Below are 24,501 nucleotides of genomic sequence, written 5' to 3'. Positions count from 1 at the left end.
GCATATTTACCTAGTATGATAGCATTAGTAGAACCATCGCCTGAGATTTGAATTTGTGTATTAGGATAAGCCCCTAAAAGGGCATAGAGGTAATAATCTCCTAAAGGAGTAAAAAGCATATTGTGGTCCACTAATTTGTGCCATAGCACAAGAACTTAGTAAGGATATGGTAGCTAAGGATAGGGCTAGTTTTTTAGAATTTGGTTTTTTTGATTTTAAATTCTTTGAAGTTAAATTCTTTGATCTTAAATTATTTGTTTTTTTAAATCAGAGTATTTAGATTTTAAATACCCCCCCCCCAGAGAGTATTGCAAGCTTTCATAAGTGTTCCTTTAAAGTAAGATAAAATATAAAAAATAATTATGTAATGATAAAATATATTGTTTTAAAAGGAGGTTAAAATGTGAGAATTTTGAAAAAAGCTAAGTTTAAAAAAATGCATTTTAAGGCGTGGAATTCATATAAAATTCAAGGTATTTTTAAAAAACTAAGCTATAATTTCAAAGCTAGAATAAGGACTAAATATGCTTTATATTTATATCAAAACCCCAAATGCTTTGGTACAAAAAATTCACTTTGATCTTGATACTCAAGAATTACCACAAAATATATTGTGGATTGATTTGCTTCATCCTAGCTCTGCGGAAATTGCTTTCATAGCGGATAAATTTGAACTTGAATTTCCTAGCAAAGAAGAAAGGGAAGAAATAGAACTGAGTGCGAAATACTGGGAAGATAATCTTAGTATAACTATCAATGCTCATTTTTTGATCAAGGATCTTGACAAAAACAAAGATAATGAAAATTCTATCAAGCTTTATACCCAAATCGTTACTTTTGTCACAGCTAAAAATATATTATTTACCATAAGATATAGCGAATTTCATACTTTTGAAGAAATTCAAGCTAGGATACTAGCAAGTCCTAAGAATTTTGAAGATGGTTTTGATATTATTGATAAGATGTTTGAAGTGCGTGTAGAAAAGGATGCTGATTTGCTTGAGTGGATAGACAAGGAAGCAAGACGCCTAAGAACTAGCGTGCTAGAAAAAAAAGATGAGTATAATTATGACGCTATGCTTAAAGATATTTCAAGCTTACAAGAATTAAATATGCGCATTAGGGATTCTTTGTTTGATAAGCGAAGGGCGATGACTTCTTTGCTTAAAAGTGATAAAATCGATAAAGATGTGAAACAGAATTTGACTATAGTTTTAAAGGATTTAAATTCTTTGGTTGAATTTAGCGTTTCTGAACTAAATATTTTAGACAATATCCAAACCATACTTGCTAGTCAAGTTAATATAGAACAAAATAAAATCATCAAGCTTTTTACTGTGGCTACTGTGACTATGATGCCTCCTACTTTGATAGGGACGATTTATGGGATGAACTTTAAGTTCATACCTGAGCTTGAATTTCACTATGCTTATCCTATAGTGCTTGGGGTGATGATAGTCTCTATTATTTTACCTGTGATTTTTTTCAAAAAGAAAGGTTGGCTGTGATGTGCGAAAGAAAAGATGAGATTAAAATAGGGATTTTAACCCTAAGTGATAGGGCAAGTAAAGGAATATACGAAGATAAAGCCACGCCCGAAATAGAAAAGGTTTTAAATTCTTATATTATAAACGAAAAGCTGTATTATAAAGAACTCATAGCAGATGAGTATGATTTGATAGTAGAAAGATTAATCTATCTAGCTGATGAAAAAGGGTGTGATTTGATACTCACTAGTGGGGGGACAGGGCCTGCACCTCGCGATGTCACCCCTGAAGCTACAGAAGCTGTGTGTGATAAGATATTGCCAGGTTTTGGGGAATTAATGCGCTTAGAAAGCTTGAAATTTGTCCCTACAGCCATACTTTCAAGACAGATAGCAGGGATTCGTAAACGATCTTTGATTATAAATTTACCAGGGAATCCTAAGGCTATAAAAGAATGCTTAGAACCTATTTTTGCGGCTATACCTTATTGTATAGATTTAATAGGAGGAACTTATATCAAGGCAAATGATGAAATTATCAAGGTTTTCCGTCCTAAGAAAAGCTGCTAAGGGGATATGAGGTAATTTATAAACTTTGGCTTGGTGCTTAAGAAAATGAGAGTATGGGATGTGTTTGTTGGGATTGTTAACTTTGTTGCATTATTTCTAAGTTAGAATTGGTAAAAATTATTAATAAGGAAATTTTATGATTTTAGTTGCAATTTTATGCCTTTATACGGCAATTTTATCGTGGATATCTTACCATCAAATTCGCTTTTTAGAAAAAGAAAAAAAGCAAGCTGCTCAGATACTCAACGAAAAAGACTATAAAAACGCAGCCAATATCGCTATAGAGAATGAAAAATTTAAGCTTTTTTCGCATTTTTATACTTTGATTGTTAATATTACATGGATAGGATTTGGCTTTTTTTACCTAAGAGAATTACTCATTGATGATAATACACGCTTTGAGAATACTTTATTTTTACTTGCTTTTTTGATTTTGACTAGTATTTTGAATTTACCTTTAAATTTTTATGAAACTTTTGTTAAAGACAAGGATCATGGGTTTTCTAACATGACTTTGAGTCTTTTTATCAAAGACAATCTTAAAAGCCTTGCTTTGACTTTGGTTTTTGGCTTTGTGATTTTGTATGCTTTGCTTTTTTGCTATGATTTTTTCGGTAGTTGGTGGTGGATTGGGGCTTTTGTGCTTGCTTTTAGCATTATGATTATTATCAATCTTATTTATCCTAGCTTTATCGCGCCTTTGTTTAACAAAATGCAAAAACTTGATGATGAAAATTTGCTAGGCAAGATAAGTGCTTTAATGCAAAAATGTGGGTTTCGTGCTGATGGGATTTACATCATGGATGCAAGCAAAAGAGACAAGCGTTTAAATGCTTATTTTGGCGGACTTTTTAAAAGCAAAAGGGTAGTTCTTTTTGACACTCTTGTGAAGGCTTTAAACGAAAAAGAACTTTTAGCGGTTTTAGGGCATGAACTTGGGCATTTTGCTCATAAAGATATTGTTAAGGCTTTGTTTAACAGTGCGATTGCTTTGTTTTTACTCTTTTTTGTTTTTGCGCATTTGCCTGAATTTGTGTATTTTGAAAGTGGCTTAGAAGGTGTTGAGGCTGGGGTGTTTGCGCTTTTGCTGATTTTTGGAAATATTTTTCATTTTCTTCTTTGGCCTATGCTTAATGCTTTAAGCAGGAAAAACGAATTTGCAGCCGATAAATATGGATCGGAAATGACTAGTAAAGAAGATATGAAAAATGCATTGATAGCTTTAGCAAGAGAAAATAAGGCTTTTATCAAAACAAGCAAGATATATACCTTTTTTTATCTTAGTCATCCTAGCATTCATGATAGACTTAAGGCCCTTGCTTGACTATAAAAAACGCTCTTATAAAAGCTAAGGCTATGCTTAAAGGACATGAAAATGAAGCTGTGTTCATACTCTGTGAGTATTTGCAAAAAGATAAGGCCTGGCTTTTTTTAAATGAGGATGTGGAATTTGATTTTAAACCCTATTTTAAGCTTGTGAAACGCTTTAAAATAGGAGAGGCTTTTGAGTATATTTTCAAAAAAGTGGATTTTTGGGGTTTGGAGTTTGAAATCACTAAGGGGGTGCTGATCCCGCGCTACGATAGCGAAATTTTACTCTTTGAGATCTTGCGTTTATGCAAAAAACATAATTTTGATAATATATTAGAAATAGGCTTTGGAAGCGGGGTTTTGAGTATAGTATTGGCTAAAGAACTTGGGATTAAGATCACAGCTTGTGATATCAATGCTAAGGCTTTAAAGCTTGCTTTAAAAAATGCTAAATTACACAAGGTTGATCATTTGATTGATTTTAAACTCTGTGATTTTAGAGAAATATCGCAAAATTATGATTTTATTTTTTCTAATCCCCCTTATATCAAAGAAAGCTATCCTCTTGATCTATGGGTAGAACAAGAACCCAAAGAAGCCCTATGGGGCGGGAAAGAAGGCCATGAAATCTTAGAAGAAATCATCCATTTTGCTGTAAAGAGAAAGGCTGCATTTTTAGCCTGTGAATTTGGCTATGATCAAAGAGAAATTTTAGAAAAAATTTTAAAACAATGCCAATTTAAGGCCGAATTTTTTAAAGACGAACAAGGCTATAATCGGGCTTTTGTAGCGTGCTTTAATACAATGGATACATTATAAAAAAAGGAGAGAAAGTTGAAAGCTATTAATTTATTTTTGCTTGCAGCTATGATAGGAATAGAAGCTGTGCTTGGCATAGTTGTCGCACCGATAGTTTTTTACCCTCATGATTTGATAGGAAATGGGGTTTTAAGCCATTTTCAAAGTGGCTTGATCATGACACAGATTTTTGTCAAAATGGGATATTTGATCATAGGGGTGTCTGTGGTGAATTGCTTGTTTGAAAGCTATTCTTTTAGGAAAGATAAATTTAGCTTTAAAATCAAATTTTCAAAACTCCTTCTAAGTATACTTATTTTGATTCTTAGCTTGGTGTTTGTTTTTTATTTCACTCATACTATAATAGAACTTCAAAGTTTAGGAGAAAAAATCACTCAAGATAGACAATTTGTGAGTATACATAATGCAAGCGAAAGAGTGATTAAGATCATTTTGATCTTGCAAGTTGTTTTGTATTTTTTCAATTTTAAAAAGCTAGAAAAGGATAAAGAATTATCCTAAGGAAATGATGTGAAAGTCTCTAGCGTAAGCACGATGCAGCTTAGTGCACACCCAAACAATGCGCGCAAGAGTAATGAACAGGCTGTTGAGAATATTGTAGCTGCTCGTGCTATTGATGCTATTGATAAGACGAATTTAGCCATTAATGATGTTTTAAAAACCCCATCAAATACTATAGATCAAGGCATTGCAAGTGCGTATGATGCTATAGGTATTTTGCAAATAGCACATACAAGCCTCACACAAATCTCTAAAAATATAGAAAAGATCGATGAACTTATTATAAAAGCTGATAATGCAAACTTAAGCGTATTACAAAAAAACATGCTAAGAACAGAGGCCATACGCTTACAAGAAGCCATAGATGATTCTTTTAGCCATGCTAATTTTAATGGAAAAAATGTATTTGAAACTATGAATTTTTTAACAATACATGAAAACAAAAGTATACATCATACTCATGGATTTGATATAGATGATGCTAGCAGTATTAAAAATTTCATGCAAGAAATTGATAGCTTAAAAACTGAAATTGATTCTGGAATAAATGCCATAGTATTAAATATCCATACTAATATAGAAAATAGTATCCAAGCAAAGGCTGTTGAGAATAATTTGCCTCACAACGATATAGTAAAAAAACTTGAAGATTTCAATCTTGATTATCTTAAAGAAAATGCTAGTACTTTTGCTAAGGTACAATACCAACTTGATCTTCATAAAAAAATTGCTATTTTATTGCAATAACATAGCAAAGAAAGGCTTTAATGAGTATAGAAGAAATTTTAGAACAAACAAAAAACATACGTTTAGTAGCTGCAAGTAAATATGTCGATGCTAATATCATAGAAAAAATTTATATGAGAGGCATTAAAGAATTTGGAGAAAATCAAGTCCAAGCCTTAGCACAAAAAAAAGGCATTCTTGATAATAAAAAAGCAGATATTCAATGGCATTTTATAGGAAGTTTACAAAGCAATAAAATCAATTTGCTTCTTAAACAAAAGCCTGTATTGTGGCATTCTTGCAATGGGATAAAAATAGCTAAGGCTGTGGATAAAAGACTTGATTATAGGCTTGATACTTTATTAGAAATCAATAGTGCTAAAGAAAATAGCAAAAGCGGTTTAGATCCTGAATTAGCCATTGAAGAATATTTGAAAATCCAAGAAGAATGCCCTCGCTTAAATCTCTGTGGTGTGATGAGTATAGGAAGCCACAGCAATGATACAAATGAGATTGCCAAAAGCTTTGATTTGACTTTTAGTATTTATGAGAAATTACAAAAATATGGGGCTAAAATTTGCTCTATGGGTATGAGTAGCGATTTCACACTGGCTATAAAATGCGGATCTAATATGGTAAGATTAGGAAGTGTTTTATTTAAAAATCTTAAGTAAGAAAATCTTACTTAAACGTATTTAGTAGCGATTTGCTCACTAATAGTATCAGAAATAATAAAATCTGTATGATATAACAAGCATGATCCTGCTGTGATGACTTTTAAAACAAGTTTTTTATTGTTTTTTTCATTAGGATTGTGTGCATTTCTAGCAATTTCATGAATTTCATAGATTAATTCCCTATTTAAACGGGTTAGATCTAATTCTATGATATTTTTTTCAAATTCTTTAGGCTCTGAGGTAAATTGATTTTGGACTTTATTTTGAAGGACTTTTTTGGTATTAAATTTTTTAATAGCTTTAATATCACTATCTTGAAGATCTTGTAAATTTTTCATCGCTTTGAAAAATAAGCTTGGCTTTTCTCCACCTTGTGTTTTAAAACCTAGGATAAACCCATAAGGCTGGTTTTTTAAAGCTTCATTTTTAACAATATTTTCTATTTCTTCAATATTATCTTCAAAAACAGTAACTTCAAATGAAGAATAATAATCTAAAATTTCAAGTCTTCCATAGCGTCTGTTGCTCTTACTCATCATGGATTTAAAATCTTCGATTTTACCTATGCTTAAAATCTCGCCATTATTTTTTAAATTTTCAAAATCTAGGCTTTTTACATAAGCTATAGCATTGATTTGCTCATAAAATCTGTCTAAAGGATGGCCCGAAATATAAATTCCTAAAATTTCTTTTTCATAAGCTAATTTTTCCATCAATTCAAATTCTTCACTTTTAGCATTAAAATTAACCTGCACGCCTGAGGTTAATTCCTCTTGCCCAAAGAGAGAACTTAAAGCATTTTTTCTCACTTCTGCCATCTTACGCGAAGCTTCGGTAAGATTTTCCATATTATCAAATAAAGTTTTCCTAGTCAAACCAAACTCATCAAAAGCCCCAGCTTTAATAAGGCTTTCTAGGGTTCTACGATTGATTTTAGTAGGATCTATTTTACTTAAAAAATCATTAATATTTTTAAATTCACCCTCTTCTCTTGCTTCAAGCAAATTCTCAACTGCGGGAATTCCCACACTTTTTATAGCTCCAAGACCATATAAAATAGCATCTTTGCCACCCTGCTCTAAGGCGCTAAATTCACGGATAGCTTTATTAACAGAAGGGGGTAAAAGCTTGATATTCATTTTTTTCATTTCATCAATATAGACTGCAATTTTATCTACATTATTCTCCTCACTTGTTAAAAGTGCTGCCATAAATTCACTAGGATAATAAGTCTTTAAATAAGCAGTTTGAAAAGTAATAAGCGCATAAGCAGCTGAGTGAGATTTATTAAAACCATATCCAGAGAATTTAACAATCAATTCCCACAAATTCTCTGCCTTGGCTCTATCATAGCCTTGCTTTTGTGCACCATCTGCAAATTCGCCTTTTAATTTTTTCATTTTTTCAGGGTCTTTTTTACCCATGGCACGACGCACCACATCAGCACCTCCTAAAGAAAAGCCGCCTATGATTTGAACAATTTGCATAACTTGTTCTTGATAAACGATGACTCCATAGGTTGGTTCTAAAACTTTCTTTAAAATTTCAAAAGGATATTGTATGCTTTTTATCCCATGCTTTCTATCGATAAAATCATCAAGCATTCCTGATTCCATAGGACCTGGACGATAAAGTGCAAGAACAGCGATAATATCTTCAAAACGCTCAGGTTTTAAGCGTGCATTTAAGCTTTGCATGCCTTCAGATTCTATTTGGAAAATTCCTAGAGTATTTCCACTTTGTATGGTTTTATACACTTTACTATCATTAACATCAATAGCCTCCCAAATAATATCTTTATCATAACGCTTTTTAATAAGTTTCATGGCATTATTGATCACAGTTAAAGTTTTAAGACCTAAGAAATCAAATTTTATCAAATCCACATCTTCTAAATGATCCTTAGAATATTGAGTAACTAGATGCCTTTCATCATTTTTACTCTGTCTAAAAAGCGGGGTTTTTTTCCATAAACTTTCATTAGAAATCACCACACCTGCTGCATGCATACCTGCATTGCGATTTAAACCCTCTAGGGCTTTTGCGTACTCCCAAACTTCAGGACCTTTAGGATGACGATTGATAAATTCTTTGATTTTTGGCTCTTTTTCATAAGCAGCATCAAGAGTGATTTTAAGCTCTTCTGGAACAAGCTTGGCAAGCTCATCAGCATCCTGTATACTCATATCACAAACCCTGGCCACATCACGGATAACACCCTTGGCTAAAAGCTTACCAAAGGTAATTACCTGTGCAACCTTATCCGATCCGTATTTATCAATCACATAATCAATCACTTCAGCACGTCTGTCTTGGCAAAAATCCACATCAATATCAGGCATGCTTATACGCTCAGGGTTTAAAAAACGTTCAAAAAGCAAACTATAAGGAATAGGATCTAAATCTGTGATTCTCAAACAATAAGAAACCAAACTTCCCGCAGCCGATCCCCTTCCAGGACCTACAGGGATACCTCTGTCTTTAGCCACCTTAATAAAATCGTGAACTATAAGCATATAGCCTGAAAATTTCATGTTTTTAATGATGTCAATTTCTATATTAAGTCTTTGTCTGTATTCTTCATGCTTGCTTGCATCGATAAATTTTAACCTTTCTTCAAGCCCCATTTTGCAAAGCTCTTCAAAGACAGTGTTATCATTATCAAAGCTAAAATCTTTGTTTTCTTCAGGTAAAGAGATATTGTATTTTTTAGCATATTCTCTTGTGAATTTGAAATTAGGTGGGGTTGGGTTGCCTAGATCTAATTCTAAATTGCATTTATTGGCTATTTCTTGTGTATTTTCTATAGCTTCTGGAATATCAGCAAAAATTTCACTCATTTGCTCAGGACTTTTGACATAAAACTCATGCACACTATGGCGTATTCTATCTGGATCATTAAGCTTTTTACCCATAGCTATACACATAAAAACTTCATGTGCAGCCGCTCTTTCTTTAAAGGTATAATGGGTATCATTTGTAGCAATTATTTTGATATTTAATTCTTTAGAAAGTCTTATAATATCATCATCTATCATTCTTTGATCATTGATACCATGACGCATGATTTCTAAATAAAAATCCTCACCGAAAATATCTTTATACCATAAAGCCGCTTCTTTTGCTGCTTCATAGCCCTTTGCACCAAAGCGTAAATTCCTCTCATTGTGAGTATTTAAATGCCAATTTATCTCACCTTGTAAACATGCTGAAGAACAAATCAAACCTTCACTATACTCTTGTAAAAGCTTTTTATTAATACGCGGATAATAATATAAGCCTTTAATATAACTTTGAGAACTCAAATACATTAAATTTTGATAACCTATTTCATTTTTAGCATATAAACATAAATGAAAACGCTGGCGTGAACTTCTATCATCTAACTCATCTTGATTATGCAAATACGCTTCTAGCCCGATGATGGGCTTTAAACCTTGTGCTTTCATGGTTTGATAAAAATCAATAGCTCCAAACATATTGCCATGATCTGTCATGGCTACACTTGTGGCGCCTTGTTCTTTTAAAGTTAATGCTAATTCTTTAATCTTATTTGCTCCATCAAGCAAAGAATATTCTGTATGCAAATGTAAATGTGTAAACTGACTCATTTTTTTCCTTAATATTTTTCCAAAAATTATAAATTTTTATCGCTGAATTTGAAAGAAATAAGCCCTAAAACTTGACTGAATTTCTTAACAATGGAAAATTTTACTCACAATAAATTGCAAACTAAAACACCAAATAAGATTAAAAAATTATTTTGTTAAGAAAGTTTTCAAATATAAATCAAAGCTTTTCTTAATCATATCAGACATAATAGAGTGTTATAAACACTCTATTGTAAAATCATGCTATATTCTTTACCAATATAAATTTTTCCTTCATGATTGATAATAGGACGCTTAATACAAGAGGGGTTTTGTAATACTAATTTCTCAAGTTCGTCATGGCTTAAAGCTTGAATTTTTTCTTTATTTAATTTAAGCTTTTTAGCTGTTAAACCTGCGGTATTGATCAAATCTTGAAAAGATCTTTTCTCAAGCCATGCAGATAAAATCGCTTTATCGATTTTTTTAATATCTAAAAAATCAAATGCTAGATTTTTCTCATTTAAAGCATCCATAGCTTTTTTCACAGAATTGCAATTTTTTATCCCATATAGTTTCATTTTCTGGCCTTTTTCACTAAATCAGCAATTAAAAATGCCAATTCTAAAGCCTGATCAGCATTTAATCTTGGATCGCACTGAGTTTCATAGCGCTGCTGTAAACTTTGTGGGGTGACATTGCTTGCACCTCCTGTGCATTCAGTGACGTCTTGCCCTGTCATTTCAAGGTGAACACCACCTGCATAAACGCCTTCACTTTTAGCAACTTCAAAAAAAGTCCTCACCTCTTGCATGATATTATCAAATTCACGTGTTTTAAAATTCCCTGCTTTTACGGTATTGCCATGCATAGGATCAATGCTATAAATTAGATTTAAACCCTCACTTTTAAGCTTAGAAAAAATAGGTGCTAAATTTTTAGCGATATTTTGACTTCCCATACGGATAATGATGTTTAATCTTCCTTCTTCGTTGTTTGGATTTAAAGCATGAGCTAAAGCTATAACTTCTTCTGCTTTAGCATTAGGACCTATTTTAACCCCTAAAGGATTTTTCACACCACTTAAAAAATGCACATGGGCTTCATCAAGTGATCTGGTTCTCTCACCTATCCAAAGCATGTGAGCAGAACAATCATAAATCTCACCGCTTAAACTATCCACCCTTGTTAAAGCCTGTTCATAAGGCAAAAGCAAAGCCTCATGAGAGGTATAAACACTAACTTCTCTTAAACTAGGAGTATTATCAGTATTAATCCCACAAGCCTCCATAAAAGCTAAAGCTTGAGAGATCTTTTCACTAATATCAGCGTATTGTTTGTGCAGTTCATTTTTCTTCAAAAAGCCTAAATTCCAACGATGCACCTCATGCAAATCTGCTAATCCACCTCTAGCAAAACCTTGCAATAAATTCAAAGTTGTAGCGCTTTGATAGTAGGCTTCAAGCATCCTATGAGGATCAGGGATGCGTGCTTGTTCATTAAAGTCAAAACCATTAATAATATCTCCACGATAGCTAGGAAGTTTTACTCCATTTAGTTCTTCAAAATCACTGCTTCTTGGTTTAGCAAATTGTCCTGCAATACGACCGATTTTAACCACAGGACATCCACTAGCAAAAGTAAGAACTATAGCCATTTGAAGGAGGATTTTAAACATATCGCGTATATTAATAGCACCAAAATTTTCAAAACTTTCAGCACAATCGCCCCCTTGAAGCAAAAAAGCTTCTTTGCGAGAAACTTTAGCTAAAGCTTGCTTTAAATTTCTTACTTCTCCGGCAAAAACAAGAGGGGGAAGTTTCTCAAGTCTAGCTAAAACCTTGTTTAATTCTTCTTGATTAGGGTAAACAGGCTGCTGTTTTATAGGATAATTTCTCCAAGAATCTTTAGTCCATGCCATCATCTATCCTTTTATCAAATGATTTTTGTAAGCTAAATGATTAAAAAATACAAAAAATGTCAAAATAATATCATATTTTCGACCTTTAAAAATTTGCGAATTTAATCTAGAAAAAAAAGCAAAACAAGTTTTAATAAAGAATTTAAGCTTATCAAACATTAAAAAAGTCTTTTTCTCATATGAAGAAAAATTTTTTATTATTGTATTTTTTTCAATAAATTTTTGACTTATTTTTTTATTTTGTTGGTTTTTATAAAAGCAAAGTGCTTGAGATATAAATCTTTTAACATAAATATCAAAAATATCCATATAAAGATATTTAATAGCACTTAAAAACATTCTTATATGCATTAATAATAAATTTTTTTTAATAAAAAACATTTTTTTCCTTGTATAATATTTTGAAAAACATTATACAAGATTATAATTAATAATTATAATCAAATAATAAAAATTATGGGTTAATTATAATTATCTCTTTAAATTAAGTGAAAGAATATATTTTATTTTTTAAGTTCTTTAATACGTGCTGCTTTACCGCGTCTGTCTCTTAGGTAAAATAATCTTGCACGACGTACACGACCACGACGTAAAACAGTAATGCTCTCTAAACTTTCACTATAAATTGGGAAAATTCTCTCAACACCGATATTATTAGCACCCATTTTACGTACGATAAAAGTTTCGCTTACTCCATTACCTCTTCTAGCAATACAAATACCTTCGAAATTTTGAATTCTTGTTTTATCACCTTCTTTGATACGAATTGCAAGCTTTAAAGTATCTCCAGCACGAAAATCTGGAATATTTTTGTCATTGATTTGCTTTGCTTCAAATTGCTCTATATATTTGTTTTTCATAGAAATTCCTTATTTTTTGCGTTCATGCTCTAAAAATAAATCAGGACGAAAAAATTTCGTTTTGCAAGACGCCAAAGTAGTTTTTAAACTTGCAATTTTAGCGTGATTACCCTTTAAAAACTCTGAAGGAGTGGAAAATTTTTCATTTTCTTTTTCAAAAACAAAGGGTTTTGCAAAAGAAGGTGCTTCAAGCAAAGTATTTTCAAAGCTTTCTTCTTCTAAGCTTTGTAGATTTCCTAAAACTCCTGGAACATTTCTTAAGATAGCATCACACATGCTAAGTGCAGGCAATTCTCCTCCTGTTAAAATAAAATCTCCTATGCTTAAAACCTCATTAGCATATATTTCAAGCACTCTCTCATCTATGCCCTCATAACGTCCGCATACAAATACTATATTTTCTTTTTTACTCAAACGCTTAGCGTCTTTTTGATTGAAAGTCTTGCCACTAGGATTTAAAAATATAAAATGCGTATGCTTTTCTTTCATTTTAATATACTTTAAAGCTTCATACAAGGGCTCAATTTGCATTAAAAGCCCTGCTCCGCCACCTATTTTATAATCATCAACCTTATGATAAAGATCTTTAGAAAAATCTCTTGGATTGATAAAATAAGTTTGAAACAGTCCTTTTTTTTGTGCTCTTGCTAATATAGAATCTTGAAAATAAAACTCCATTAAATGCGGAAATAAAGAAACAAAGCCAAATTTCATGAGTTTTCTAAAATCAAAAAAGCATCTTTAGTACATAGAATTTCGCGTTTTTGTATATCTATACTTTTAACAAATTTATCTAGATAAGGAATAAAAAAAGTTTTAGGATATTTTTTTGCTATCCATTTTTCATCACTTTGGATTTGAAATAAATAAGAAGCACCTGTTTCTAAAATATCAACTACTTTTCCTAGTCTTGTATTTTCATCAAAAACTTCACATTCTAAAATATCAAAATAAAAAAATTCATCTTTTTTTAATTTGCAAGTTTGCCTGCTTTGTTCGATGCTTTGAAAAAGAATGCAATTAGTTAAAATTTTGGATTTTTCTAACTCTTCGTAATCTTGAAATAAGACAGTAGAATTAGCTTGATTATAATGCTTGATTTTAAGAATTTGTTTGCCGTTTTCAAGAAAAAAAGAAGCATCTTTTTTAAACTGTAAAGGAAAATCACTAAGATTATGTAATTTTATATAACCTTTAAGACCGACAGTCTTACCAAGTTTAGCAACTTGAACAAAATCTTTTTCACTCAAGTGCTTTTACCGTTACCCTATAAGAACTCGCATCCTTGCTTTTATAAGCAGAAAGCACAGTTTTTATAGCATTAATCATTTTTCCATTTTTACCGATAAGTTTTCCTGTGTCTACCTTATGTGCAAAAAGAATGATTTCAAAGAAATTTTCACCTAATTCTATTTTTTGGATATCAATTTGCTCAGGATAATCTGCAATTAATTTTGCATATTCTTTAAGAAAATTTTCAACCATAATTATTTACTAGTGATAGAAGCAACTTTATCACTAAGCTTAGCACCAACACTTTTCCAATAAGCCAAACGCTCTAAATCCACTTTAACCACTTCTGGTTCTACCATAGGATTGTAATACCCAATGCTTTCTATCCACCCTCCATCACGGCGTTTTCTACTATCTGTAACCACTATACGATAAAAAGGTCTTTTTGTTCTACCCATTCTTGTAAGTCTAATAACTGTCATTTACTCTCCTTAAAAAATAAAAGTTTATTTATGGATATTAAAAATATGCATAAATAAAGTTTTAAAACTGTTTTCTAGCTTGAGTCATCATTTGGGTTAAATTCTGCATCCCTTGCTTTCCTGAAAATCTTTTTGCAAGTTTTGCAGCATTGGCAAATTGTTTTAAAAAACGATTCACTTCCATTTGTGAAAGTCCTGCACCTTGTGCAATACGACGTTTTCTTGCATTGTTTAATAAATCAGGATGTTCTCTTTCTTTAGGGGTCATTGAAGAAATCATAGCTTTAATATGCACGATTTCTTTAGAATTATCCAAATCTATATCTTTTAAAGAACTTGCCATGGTATTAAGCCCTGGTATCATACCGATTAAGGATTTCATACTGCCTAATTTCTTAATACTTTCCATTTGATTGAGAAAATCATTGAAATTAAACTCGCCTTTTTTAATTTTTTGATTCAGTTTTTTAGCTTCTTTTTCGTCGATTACTGCAGCAGTTTTTTCAGCCAAAGTAGCCAAATCCCCTTCACCCATGATACGACTCACAATACGATCAGGTATAAAAACTTCTAAATCCGCTACCTTTTCACCCACACCAATAAATCTTAAAGGAATACCCACTTGTCTTGCTATACCTAAAGCTATACCACCTTTAGTATCTGCATCAAATTTAGATAAAATCACTCCACTAATGCCTAAAGACTCATTAAAACTTATAGCAGTTTTGACACCATCTTGCCCACTCATGGCATCTGCAACATAAAAAATTTCATCAGGATTTAAAAGATCTTTGATGGCTTTTAACTCCTTCATTAAAACATCATCTATAGCCAAACGTCCTGCTGTATCTACAAGTAAAACATCTGCCATAGAAGATTTAGCCTTAATTAAAGCTTGCTCAGCAAGTTTTAAAGGATCGCTTTCATTTTCTTTGAAAAAAAGTTCAATTTCATTTGCTTGACAAAGTTGTCTAAGCTGCTCTACAGCTGCTAAACGCTGCAAATCGCAGGCTGCAACTAAGACTTTTTTATTACGTAATTTAAGATAATTTGCAAGCTTAATAGTACTTGTTGTTTTACCGCCACCTTGCAAACCTACCATTAAGACCACTGTAGGAGGCTTAGAAGCAAAAACAAAGCCTTGATTCTTGCCCTTAATATTTAAAATATCTTCTAAATGCGTTTTAATAGCATTTAAAAACTGCTTTTGTCCTATACCATTTTGCTTAAGATCTTCTTCTATTAAAACTAAAAGCTCTTTAGTAACTTTATGATGAACATCTGCTTTTAATAAAGCCTTTTTTAAGGTTTCTAAAGCATTTTTGAGTGCTTTTGCATCATCAATAAAACGAATTTTATTGATCGCTGATTTAAAAGACTCGCTAATTAGTTCAAACACTTTAATAACCTTTCTATAAAAATTCCTAAATTAAGCTTCAAATTATACAAAATTTTTGCTTAAATGGCTTTAAAAATCCAAATTTTTTATTTCAAAGCCAAATTTTTCAAAATCACTGTCTAAATTCGCTCTAAAATTATAATCAAAAATTTTAAGCTCATAACTGTGCAAATACATTCTATCATTTGGAATTTTTGCATATTTTTCATCGCCTATGACACCATGTTTTATAAAATTTGTATGCACTCTAATTTGATGAGTCCTACCTGTTTTGATTACAATTTTTGCTAGAGTTTTTTTTCCTTGCACCATTATAGGTGTGATTAAACTTGATGCGCTTAAACCTTCTTTAGAAATTTTACTTAAGGCGCCTGCTTTAGTTTTTATAGTAAAAATAGGCTCATTAACTTCAATTTCTTCAGCCAAAACCCCATTTAAAACTGCGATATAACTTTTATAAACTTTATGTTTTTTAAATTCTTCTATGCAAAGTTCTCTAAAATCCTCATTTTTAGAAAGCAAAATCACTCCACTAGTTTCTTTATCTAAACGGTTTAAAAGTTTTGCGTTAAATTGTCTTTGCAAATCTTCACTCACATAAGCATAAGGCTTATTAATAGCTATGATTTTTTCATCTTCGAAAATGATTTGAGGATTTTTTGTTTTTATTATATTAAATCTTGCTTTATCACTCATTAAAGTCCTAGCAAGAATAATTTTTTTTCCCTGTGAAAAAACACAACCTCTATCAATCAAATCCTTAGCTTCGCGGTTTGAAATTTTTTCTTGTAAGGCTAAAAGTTTATAAGCTTTTTCTTGCATCTATTCCTTCTTGTATAGTGTTTAATATGGGTTTTAAATTTTCTTTTTTAAAAATTTTAGCTTTTAGGTTTAAATGATGGATTTGATCATTTAATTTTTTTATATCTTCACAAAAATACACATTTTGCACTTCTTCAAACAAAGCCTTTTGATTGTGGATAAATTTACCAGTAATTAAGGTATTATTAAAACATGCTGCTTCAATAGGATTATGCCCGCCTATACCCTTTATAAAAGATCCTCCAAGCACTACCACATCAGAAATAGCATAAAAATTGACAAGTTCTCCTAAAGCATCTAAAAGTAAAATAGATTTAGAAAAAATTTTATTTTCATCTTTTAAAGAACTGAATTTTTCAAAATCCAAACCCCTGTTTAAAAGCAAATTTTCAAGCTCTTTAAAGCGTTCAGGATGACGTGGAGCAATTATAAGTTTTTCATCTTTTTCTAGTTTAAAATTGTCAAGCAACAGTGCTTCTTCGCTTTGATGCGTGCTTGCAAAAATAATCAATTTTTCTTTAGGTTTAAAATAATTTTTATTGTTTTTAATATCTACATTTGCCTTAATATTTTTAAAGATCCTAACCTTTTTAGCACCTAAGCTTTCAAGTCGGGTTTTGTCTAAATCACTTTGAGCAAAAACTTCATCAATATAAGAAAAAATTTTTTTGTAAAAAAAAGAAAATCTTTTATAAGATTGATAAGATTTATCCGATATTCTTGCATTAAGTAAAATCACTTTTGCCTGATAAAATTTCGCCATAAAAACAAGCATCAGCCAATATTCTGCTTCAAAAATCACCAAAACCTTGCAAGGTTTAAACCAAAAGGGTAAAAAATTTTCAAAAGCAAGATAATTTACCTTAGAACAAAATTCTTTCGCACATTGAAAACCTGTTTGAGTGATAGTGGTGATTCTTGAGTCAAATTGCAAAGCCAATTCTTTGATGCTTTTAACCTCTCCATAAGAACAAGCGTGAAAATGCACATGGGCTTTTTCTTGATGGTGATTTTTATAAAGGAAAAAACGAGACTTTAGACTGATTTTATACTTAGGTTTTAAAAAAGAAAATAAAAAAACAAAGACAGCACACGATAAAAATACTGCCCAAGTTAAAATATAATAAAAAAAGATCAACTTTGTTCTTCTTGGATTTTATAAAGAATCCTCCCACAATGCGGACATGTAACGATTTCTTCATCTTTGATAACAGATAAATAAGTCTTATCATAAATTTTCATAAAACATCCATAACATGCTTGTTTTTTCACTGGAACTATAGCCGTATTTTTAGCCCATTTGCGAATTTTCTCATAAAAACTTAAAACTTTTTGATTCATCTCACCAATAAGTTTAGTTTTCTTATCATATACACTCATTCTTTCTTTTTCTAAAACTTCCATTTCAGCTTTAATGCTAGATCTAATCTCGTTTATGCTTTGTTCTTGCTTGATTTTTTCTTCTTGAAGTTCTTTTTTATAAATCGTTTTATTATCTAAAATTTTATCTAATCTTACAATCTCGTCATTTGCAGCATCTAATTGCTCTTTAGCAATATCTTCTTCGATCTTTAAAGCATTTGCTTCTTTTTCTGTTTTGACCATAGCGCTTTTTTTAGAAAGTTCTTTAATTTTTGCTAAAAATTCACCAATATGGCCATTATTTTGAATTTTTTGATTTTGAAGATCTTTAATTTCATCATCAATTTTTTCAAGATCTACATTGATTTTCTCTATTTTTAGCTCAGCATCTTTTAAAGTCTTATGAATACTATCTATTTTAGGTTCATAGCTATCAATTTCTTGGTCTATTTTTGACAAAAGCACTAATTGTTCGAGATATTTATTCATTGATTTTCCTTAAAAATATTGAAATGGATTTTTTGAAACTGTTATTATAACTTGTAGTGGCAAATTTTTCAAGTCTTTTGCCAAACATTGAGAAAAATATCTCTCACTTTCAAAATGTCCTAAATCTATAAGACTTATTTTATTGCTAATAGCCTCTAAAGCTTGATGATATTTAAAATCTGCACTTAAAAAACAGTCTGCATCAAGCCTAGGAATGAAAGATCCTCCGCTTCCTGTACAAATAGCAAGACGCTTAATATCTTTTTTACCACAATCACTCACACGTAAAATCGGCACATGCAATTTTTCTTTCACCAAATCACATAAAGCCTTAAAAGATATAAAATCATCAACATAGATTAAAAATTCATCCTTAAAAGCGATTTTAAAACCTAAAATTTCTTCGACAAAATAAGCATTTAAATGGCTTAAATCATAATTTGTATGCATACTGATTAAAGAAATATTTTTCTTCATCAATTCTTTAATAAAAGCTTTAGGGTATTCCATGCCACTTAAATTTTTTAAAGCTTTAAAAATCAAAGGATGATGTGTGATAATTAAAGAATTCTCACTCACTGCATCAACAATACTTTCATCAATATCCAAGCTTAAATATACTGTTGAAATTTCATTATCCTTATCTCCAAGCAAAAGGCCGCTATTATCCCATGACTCTTGAGTATCAAAAGGACTTAAATTGTCCAAAAAAGTATAAATTTCACTCAGTTTCATTTAGATTTTTCTTATAAATTTCAGCACAATTTTTAGAAAGCTCGCGGATTTTCAACATATAATCTTGCCTTTGAGCTACAGAAATTGCACCTCTTGCATCTAAAAGATTAAAAGTATGTGCAGCCAACATACAATAATCATATGCAGGTAAAGCCAAGCCCTGTTTAAGGATACTTTGACACTGTTTGTAAGAATTTTCAAATTGTTCGTTTAACATCTTTACATCACTGATTTCAAAACTGTATTTGCTAAATTCATATTCGCTTTGTTTATGTATATGTGCATATTTGATTTTTTCTCCATTCCATTCATTCCAAATTATATCATAAACATTATCCACATTTTGCAAATACATTGCTATTCTCTCAAGCCCATAGGTGATTTCAGCACTGACTAAATCTACAGCAATGCCTCCTACTTGTTGAAAATAAGTAAACTGAGTCACTTCCATACCATCAAGCCAAACTTCCCATCCTAGCCCCCAAGCACCTAAACTTGGGCTTTCCCAATTATCTTCAACAAAACGGATATCATGGTTTTTAAGATCAAAACCTAAGTGCTCTAAACTCTTAAGATACAATTCTTGTATATTATCAGGACTAGGTTTAATTAAAACTTGAAATTGATAATAAGCTCCCAAACGATTAGGATTTTCCCCATAGCGTCCATCTGTTGGTCTTCTACTTGGTGCGACATAAGCAACAGCCCAAGGCTTTTTTCCTAGACTTCTTAAAAAAGTAGCAGGATGAAACGTCCCAGCGCCTGAAGGCATATCATAAGGCTGGACTATAGTACAGCCTTGTTCTTGCCAATAATTTTGCAAGGTAAGTATCATTTGTGAAAAAGTCATTTTATCTCTCTTGTATATTTTGGTCAGATTTTTCTAAAGTTTTATTTTGTGCTTGTAAATTAGCTTCTGTTTTGGTGCCAAAAATTTCCACAGTTTTACTCCACATTAATTTATACTTGCGTTTTAAAAATTCTATCTCTTCGCGCGCATGCTTAAGCTCATCATTTAAAGTTTTTATAGTAATCCTATCTTCATCATAAAGTTCTTGCATAGAATAAAGCGCATCTTTTAAAAATTTATTCTCATTTTTTAAAGCATCAAGTGTTTCATCTTTAGCATCTAATACCTTTTCATGCAAATTCAAAATAGTTCCTATGGTTTTTTCAATAAAACTCTCTCCTGCTAGGGTCATTGAATTGACCACAGCAGGATGAGATTTTGAAGCACTTGGAACGACACTAAAAGTACCTTGATGCGCTTCGATGTAAATTTTACCCTCCTCTTCTTTGAAATTTAAAGCACCATTTGCCATCATAGCTCTTACAACATCTTCATTTAAATGCACTAGTTTACAAAATTCTTCAAGTTCTAAATAAGTTTGCATTTTTATTCCTTACAACAAAACTTCCACTTCTTTGGAATCAAATATAAGCTTTTTTTCTTTCTCAAGGCGATCTTGTTTAAGTTTTTGGGCTAAACCCGTATCCTTAATAGCTAAAATTTGCACAGCTAAATAAGCAGCATTAATAGCTCCGGCCTTACCAATGGCTAAAGTCGCTACTGGAATCCCACTAGGCATTTGCACCGTAGCAAATAAAGAATCCATGCTAGCAAGATGAGTTCCTGGCATGGGAACACCCAGCACAGGCTTTGTCGTGTAAGCTGCACAAGCTCCTGCTAAATGTGCGGCCATTCCTGCTGCAGCGATAAAAACCTTAGCACCTTTTTCTTCAGCATTTAAGATATATTCTTTTGTCCTTTGTGGGCTACGATGGGCTGATGAAATAACAAGCTCATATTTGATTTTAAAATTTTGTAAAACTTTCGCCGCTTCTTCCATAATCTCATAATCACTTTTACTTCCCATTAAAATCGAAACAAAATCCATTTAAATTTCCTTTCTTAAAAAACTCAATGCAGTGATTTTACCTGGCATTTGAATTTCATTCTCATTACCACTATGAATTTCATGAAATTCTTTATTATTTTTAGCAATAAGTTTTTTAAATTCCATAAAATATTTATCTTCTTTTTTATAAATCTTACCTAACTCATTTTCACACTCTTGGATACTAGCTTGCCAAGGCATTAAAATTTCATAAGGAGTATTTAAAACCACCTTGCCTTTGCATTTAAAAAACTCCCCATCCTCACTAATAGCATGGACTTGATGAGAACCTTCTTCTATGCTTGTATCATGATTTTGCGTATCTGTTTTTTCTAAAGGACGCGAAACAAGATAACCATCAGTAAAACCCCTATTTTTAAGCGTAGCAATCTCTTTTTCATATTTACTTGCTTCAAATTTACCCTCTAAAGCATCTTGTATAGCCATTTTATAAGTTTTTGTAGTAAGTGCAACATAGTACTCGCTTTTAGTACGGCCTTCGATTTTAAAAGCACTAATACAATTTTCTTGCATAATTTTTTCTATATGAGAACAAAGATTTAAATCTTTGGAATTAAACACATGAGTGCCATTTTGATCCTCTTGGAGACGGAAAAGAGTGCCGTTTTGAGGATTTTTAGCATAAAGCTCATAATTAAATCTACAATCATTAGCACAAGATCCGCGATTACTCATTCTTCCGCTTTGTACAGAACTTATCAAACAACGCCCAGAATAAGCAAAACACATAGAACCATGCACGAAAGCTTCAAGTTCTATATCACAATTTTGTCTTAAAGCCTTAACATCTTTAAGCCCTAATTCTCTTGCAATAACTACTCTTTTAGCACCCATATCTTTATAAACTTGTGCATCTAAATAATTTAAAATATTAGCTTGAGTAGAAACATGCAAAGCAATCTCAGGGGCAAGTTCTTTAACCAAACGCATGGCACCTACAGAAGCTACGATAAAAGCATCAGGATTCATTTCACGCAATGTTAAAATATGTCTTTTTAAGCCTTCAATTTGCGAACTTAAATGAAAACCATTTAAAGTGACATAAATTTTTTTATCCCTTTGATGAGTGTATTTTATAGCCTCTTCAAAGCTTTCATAGCTAAATTCTCTTGCTGTGCGCGAACGAAGAGAAAAATTATTCACTCCTGCATAAACAGCATCAGCCCCATAAGCTAATGCGATTTTTAATTTATTGAAATTCCCTGCAGGAGCTACTATTTGAGGAATGATCATTTTTGTCCTAGACTGGCAATCAAAGCTTCTATATCATCATTACTTACAATATCACTAGTACTATCGCCTTCAATATGAACAGCAGAACTTACACGTTTTTTATCATCGATTCTACCTTCAAAAAGCGAACTCATATAACGACTTAAAGCACGCATTACATTGATCACACGCTCGATTTTTTGACGATGGATATCTTGATATTGCATTGCATCCATTGCCATCATTACTTCATCTTGCCCACTTTGAAGATTATTGATAATATCTTTAAGATTTTTTTTAGCCTTATTATTTAAATCCAAAGCCTCATTAAAGCTTTCTACATTGGAGAATTTCTGACTAAGCTTAGAAAAAACATCAATATTTTTTTCTAACGCTTTATCTATTTCTTTCATCCAATTCTCAGAATCTGCAAAAAAATTATTAATACTTTCAAGCTTATCCATCATTTCTGTCGCTTTAAGCTCACTATCTTTTGTGACATCATCAAGCTGGTGTACGACTTTATGTTCTTGATTTGGTGGTGGAGGTGGCCATACTACACTAGGATTAGGCTTATAATCAGATATTTTTATATCCTCTAGCATTAAATCATTGGCATCTTCTTTAGCTTGGGGTTCTTCTTGTTTTGTTTGTGCTTTTGATTCTAAGTCAAGATCAACATCACCATTCATCAAAGCATCCAGCTCTTCTTGGGTCATTTTTTTCCTTTTTTCAATATGGATTTTCAATAAAATTGCTTTAAATTATAATCAATTTTATCTAAAACAAAAATATAAATTTTATTTTTTATTATTTTTATATTAAATTTCTAAAATTCATAAAAAAAATATATTAATTAAATCTTAATTAAAAAATTTTATGCTATAATCTGACAAATTCAACTAAAGAAGGAGTGAAAATTATGGGAAAGTTTGTTAACAGTATAGATGATTTTTTTACATTTTGCAAACACAATGAAGTTCTTTTTGTCGATTTCCGCTTTACAGATATGATAGGAACTTGGCATCATATCACCTATAATCTTGATGCCATTGATGAAACAACATTTAAAGCAGGTATTCCCTTCGATGGAAGTTCAATCCACGGATGGCAACCTATTGAAAAATCGGATATGATTTTAAAACCTGATGTGCAAAGTGCCTTTTTAGATCCTTTTACAGCTGATCCTACGATTATAATATTTTGTGATGTATATGATATCTATAAAGGCCAAATGTATGAAAAATGTCCAAGAAGCATAGCCAAAAAAGCCATACAATACCTTCAAAATAGCGGTATAGCTGATACTGCTTATTTTGGACCAGAGAATGAATTTTTTGTCTTTGATAGTGTTAAAATAGTCGATACAGCTCATTGTTCTAAATATGAAGTAGATACTGAAGAAGGAGAATGGAATGACAATAGAGAATTTACAGACAGTTACAATACAGGCCATCGTCCTAGAAACAAAGGAGGATATTTTCCTGTACAGCCTATAGATTCTTTAGTCGATATCCGATCTGAAATGGTTCAAACCCTTCAAAAAGTAGGTCTTAAAACCTTTGTCCATCATCATGAAGTGGCCCAAGGTCAAGCTGAAATTGGAGTTAATTTTGGTACTCTTGTAGAAGCAGCTGATAATGTACAAATTTACAAATACGTCGTTAAAATGGTAGCCCATCTTAATGGAAAAACCGCAACTTTTATGCCAAAACCTTTATATGGAGACAATGGCAATGGTATGCACGTTCATATGAGTTTATGGAAAGATGGAGTAAATTTATTCTATGATAAAGACGGATATAGTGGACTAAGTCACATAGCTATAAATTATATAGGTGGGATTTTAAAAAATGCTAGAAGTGTTGCAGCCTTCACTAATCCTAGTTCTAATTCCTATAAAAGGATTGTTCCAGGCTTTGAAGCACCTTGTATTTTAACCTATTCTTCTCAAAACAGATCTGCAAGTTGTCGCGTTCCTTATGGTATCAATAAAAATTCTGCCCGTATTGAAATTCGTTTTCCTGATAGCACGGCTAATCCTTACTTAGCTTTTGTGAGTCTTTTAATGGCGGGACTTGACGGCATTAAAAACAAAACCATCCCGGTAGGTCCTATGGATGAGAATTTATTTGATCTTACTTTAGATGAAATCCGCGAAAAAGGTATAGAACAACTACCTCATACCCTAAGAGGAAGTCTTGAAGCCTTAATCCGACACAATTCTTATTTAAAACCTGTAATGAGTGATATTTTTATAGACGATTATCAACATTTAAAATTTGAAACCCAAGTATGGCCTATAGAAGCTCGCCCAACAGCTTATGAGTTTAAAACTTGCTATTCTTGCTAGAAATTAATGGCATAATGCCATTAATTTTTCATTA

The 24,501-nt window shown here is 31.7% G+C and carries 26 protein-coding genes; 8 read left to right on the top strand and 18 right to left on the bottom strand.

The genetic code is table 11. From position 1 onward, the window contains the following. Positions 1-524 precede the first annotated feature (524 nt). The 7 genes from corA to GRQ01_RS03055 all read left to right on the top strand — a co-directional run bounded on the left by corA (position 525) and on the right by GRQ01_RS03055 (position 6,087). On the top strand, positions 525-1,508 hold the full coding sequence (corA, locus tag GRQ01_RS03085; protein ID WP_158334370.1) for a magnesium/cobalt transporter CorA: 984 nt from the start codon (positions 525-527) through the stop codon (positions 1,506-1,508). Further along, positions 1,508-2,056, top strand: a complete 549-nt coding sequence (gene mog / locus GRQ01_RS03080; protein WP_158334369.1) for a molybdopterin adenylyltransferase — start codon at positions 1,508-1,510, stop codon at positions 2,054-2,056. Before corA ends, mog begins: the two co-directional genes overlap by 1 nt. A 136-nt stretch (positions 2,057-2,192) precedes the next feature. Beyond that, positions 2,193-3,380, top strand: coding sequence for a M48 family metallopeptidase (locus tag GRQ01_RS03075; RefSeq protein ID WP_158334368.1), 1,188 nt, complete (start codon positions 2,193-2,195; stop codon positions 3,378-3,380). Continuing rightward, on the top strand, positions 3,377-4,186 hold the full coding sequence (locus GRQ01_RS03070; protein WP_158334367.1) for a HemK/PrmC family methyltransferase: 810 nt from the start codon (positions 3,377-3,379) through the stop codon (positions 4,184-4,186). Before GRQ01_RS03075 ends, GRQ01_RS03070 begins: the two co-directional genes overlap by 4 nt. 15 nt (positions 4,187-4,201) lie before the next feature. After that, positions 4,202-4,687, top strand: a complete 486-nt coding sequence (locus tag GRQ01_RS03065) for a DUF4149 domain-containing protein (protein ID WP_158334366.1) — start codon at positions 4,202-4,204, stop codon at positions 4,685-4,687. 9 nt (positions 4,688-4,696) lie between these two features. Then, positions 4,697-5,434 (top strand): flagellin N-terminal helical domain-containing protein, encoded by a 738-nt coding sequence (locus GRQ01_RS03060; protein ID WP_203121157.1) that lies wholly within the window; start codon positions 4,697-4,699, stop codon positions 5,432-5,434. Between the two features lie 20 nt (positions 5,435-5,454). Next, the gene (locus tag GRQ01_RS03055; protein WP_158334365.1) at positions 5,455-6,087 is read left to right on the top strand and encodes a YggS family pyridoxal phosphate-dependent enzyme; all 633 of its coding nucleotides are present in this window, start codon (positions 5,455-5,457) and stop codon (positions 6,085-6,087) included. 11 nt (positions 6,088-6,098) lie between these two features. Here GRQ01_RS03055 and dnaE read toward each other — a convergent pair whose 3' ends face one another. The 18 genes from dnaE to GRQ01_RS02965 form a co-directional block, all read right to left on the bottom strand. Then, complete coding sequence (dnaE, locus tag GRQ01_RS03050) at positions 6,099-9,701, bottom strand: DNA polymerase III subunit alpha (RefSeq protein ID WP_158334364.1); 3,603 nt, start codon at positions 9,699-9,701, stop codon at positions 6,099-6,101. Positions 9,702-9,928: 227 nt separating this feature from the next. Further along, positions 9,929-10,261 carry an ArsC/Spx/MgsR family protein gene (locus tag GRQ01_RS03045; protein WP_158334363.1) on the bottom strand — a complete coding sequence of 111 codons (333 nt, stop codon included), beginning with the start codon at positions 10,259-10,261 and terminating at the stop codon, positions 9,929-9,931. Further along, positions 10,258-11,601 (bottom strand): class II 3-deoxy-7-phosphoheptulonate synthase, encoded by a 1,344-nt coding sequence (locus GRQ01_RS03040; RefSeq protein ID WP_158334362.1) that lies wholly within the window; start codon positions 11,599-11,601, stop codon positions 10,258-10,260. Before GRQ01_RS03040 ends, GRQ01_RS03045 begins: the two co-directional genes overlap by 4 nt. A gap of 503 nt (positions 11,602-12,104) precedes the next feature. After that, positions 12,105-12,461 carry a 50S ribosomal protein L19 gene (gene rplS / locus GRQ01_RS03035; RefSeq protein WP_158334361.1) on the bottom strand — a complete coding sequence of 119 codons (357 nt, stop codon included), beginning with the start codon at positions 12,459-12,461 and terminating at the stop codon, positions 12,105-12,107. Between the two features lie 9 nt (positions 12,462-12,470). Then, positions 12,471-13,175 carry a tRNA (guanosine(37)-N1)-methyltransferase TrmD gene (gene trmD, locus GRQ01_RS03030; protein WP_158334360.1) on the bottom strand — a complete coding sequence of 235 codons (705 nt, stop codon included), beginning with the start codon at positions 13,173-13,175 and terminating at the stop codon, positions 12,471-12,473. Further along, positions 13,172-13,711: a ribosome maturation factor RimM gene (gene rimM / locus GRQ01_RS03025; RefSeq protein ID WP_158334359.1), complete on the bottom strand. Its 540-nt coding sequence runs from the start codon at positions 13,709-13,711 to the stop codon at positions 13,172-13,174. The genes trmD and rimM overlap by 4 nt, the downstream gene beginning before the upstream one ends. After that, complete coding sequence (locus tag GRQ01_RS03020) at positions 13,704-13,946, bottom strand: KH domain-containing protein (protein ID WP_158334358.1); 243 nt, start codon at positions 13,944-13,946, stop codon at positions 13,704-13,706. Before GRQ01_RS03020 ends, rimM begins: the two co-directional genes overlap by 8 nt. Positions 13,947-13,948: 2 nt before the next feature. Beyond that, positions 13,949-14,176: a 30S ribosomal protein S16 gene (rpsP, locus tag GRQ01_RS03015; RefSeq protein ID WP_158334357.1), complete on the bottom strand. Its 228-nt coding sequence runs from the start codon at positions 14,174-14,176 to the stop codon at positions 13,949-13,951. 61 nt (positions 14,177-14,237) lie between these two features. Then, complete coding sequence (ffh, locus tag GRQ01_RS03010; protein ID WP_203121154.1) at positions 14,238-15,575, bottom strand: signal recognition particle protein; 1,338 nt, start codon at positions 15,573-15,575, stop codon at positions 14,238-14,240. 69 nt (positions 15,576-15,644) lie between these two features. Continuing rightward, positions 15,645-16,397: an RluA family pseudouridine synthase gene (locus GRQ01_RS03005; RefSeq protein ID WP_158334356.1), complete on the bottom strand. Its 753-nt coding sequence runs from the start codon at positions 16,395-16,397 to the stop codon at positions 15,645-15,647. Further along, entirely contained in the window at positions 16,378-17,535 is a 1,158-nt protein-coding gene (gene waaA / locus GRQ01_RS03000; RefSeq protein ID WP_158334355.1) for a lipid IV(A) 3-deoxy-D-manno-octulosonic acid transferase, read from the bottom strand. The genes GRQ01_RS03005 and waaA overlap by 20 nt, the downstream gene beginning before the upstream one ends. After that, positions 17,532-18,248 (bottom strand): zinc ribbon domain-containing protein, encoded by a 717-nt coding sequence (locus tag GRQ01_RS02995; RefSeq protein ID WP_158334354.1) that lies wholly within the window; start codon positions 18,246-18,248, stop codon positions 17,532-17,534. The genes waaA and GRQ01_RS02995 overlap by 4 nt, the downstream gene beginning before the upstream one ends. 9 nt (positions 18,249-18,257) lie before the next feature. Further along, the gene (locus tag GRQ01_RS02990) at positions 18,258-18,983 is read right to left on the bottom strand and encodes a Nif3-like dinuclear metal center hexameric protein (protein ID WP_158334353.1); all 726 of its coding nucleotides are present in this window, start codon (positions 18,981-18,983) and stop codon (positions 18,258-18,260) included. Continuing rightward, positions 18,970-19,833, bottom strand: coding sequence for a glycine--tRNA ligase subunit alpha (gene glyQ, locus GRQ01_RS02985; RefSeq protein ID WP_158334352.1), 864 nt, complete (start codon positions 19,831-19,833; stop codon positions 18,970-18,972). Before glyQ ends, GRQ01_RS02990 begins: the two co-directional genes overlap by 14 nt. Before the next feature lies 1 nt (position 19,834). Further along, positions 19,835-20,377: a DUF3972 domain-containing protein gene (locus GRQ01_RS02980; RefSeq protein WP_158334351.1), complete on the bottom strand. Its 543-nt coding sequence runs from the start codon at positions 20,375-20,377 to the stop codon at positions 19,835-19,837. Positions 20,378-20,386: 9 nt separating this feature from the next. Beyond that, positions 20,387-20,881 carry a 5-(carboxyamino)imidazole ribonucleotide mutase gene (gene purE / locus GRQ01_RS02975; protein WP_158334350.1) on the bottom strand — a complete coding sequence of 165 codons (495 nt, stop codon included), beginning with the start codon at positions 20,879-20,881 and terminating at the stop codon, positions 20,387-20,389. Beyond that, positions 20,882-22,135 (bottom strand): peptidase U32 family protein, encoded by a 1,254-nt coding sequence (locus tag GRQ01_RS02970; protein WP_158334349.1) that lies wholly within the window; start codon positions 22,133-22,135, stop codon positions 20,882-20,884. Further along, positions 22,132-22,833, bottom strand: coding sequence for a chemotaxis protein (locus GRQ01_RS02965; protein WP_158334348.1), 702 nt, complete (start codon positions 22,831-22,833; stop codon positions 22,132-22,134). The genes GRQ01_RS02970 and GRQ01_RS02965 overlap by 4 nt, the downstream gene beginning before the upstream one ends. Positions 22,834-23,036: 203 nt before the next feature. On the opposite strand from GRQ01_RS02965, the gene glnA reads away from it, so the two are divergent. Continuing rightward, the gene (gene glnA / locus GRQ01_RS02960) at positions 23,037-24,467 is read left to right on the top strand and encodes a type I glutamate--ammonia ligase (protein ID WP_158334347.1); all 1,431 of its coding nucleotides are present in this window, start codon (positions 23,037-23,039) and stop codon (positions 24,465-24,467) included. The last annotated feature ends 34 nt before the right edge of the window (positions 24,468-24,501 follow it).

The organism is Campylobacter bilis (assembly GCF_016806695.1).
Classification (GTDB): Bacteria; Campylobacterota; Campylobacteria; order Campylobacterales; family Campylobacteraceae; genus Campylobacter_D; species Campylobacter_D bilis.
The sequence above is the reverse complement of the archived record's forward strand: the minus strand, read 5'-3'. Positions and strand labels throughout refer to the sequence as shown.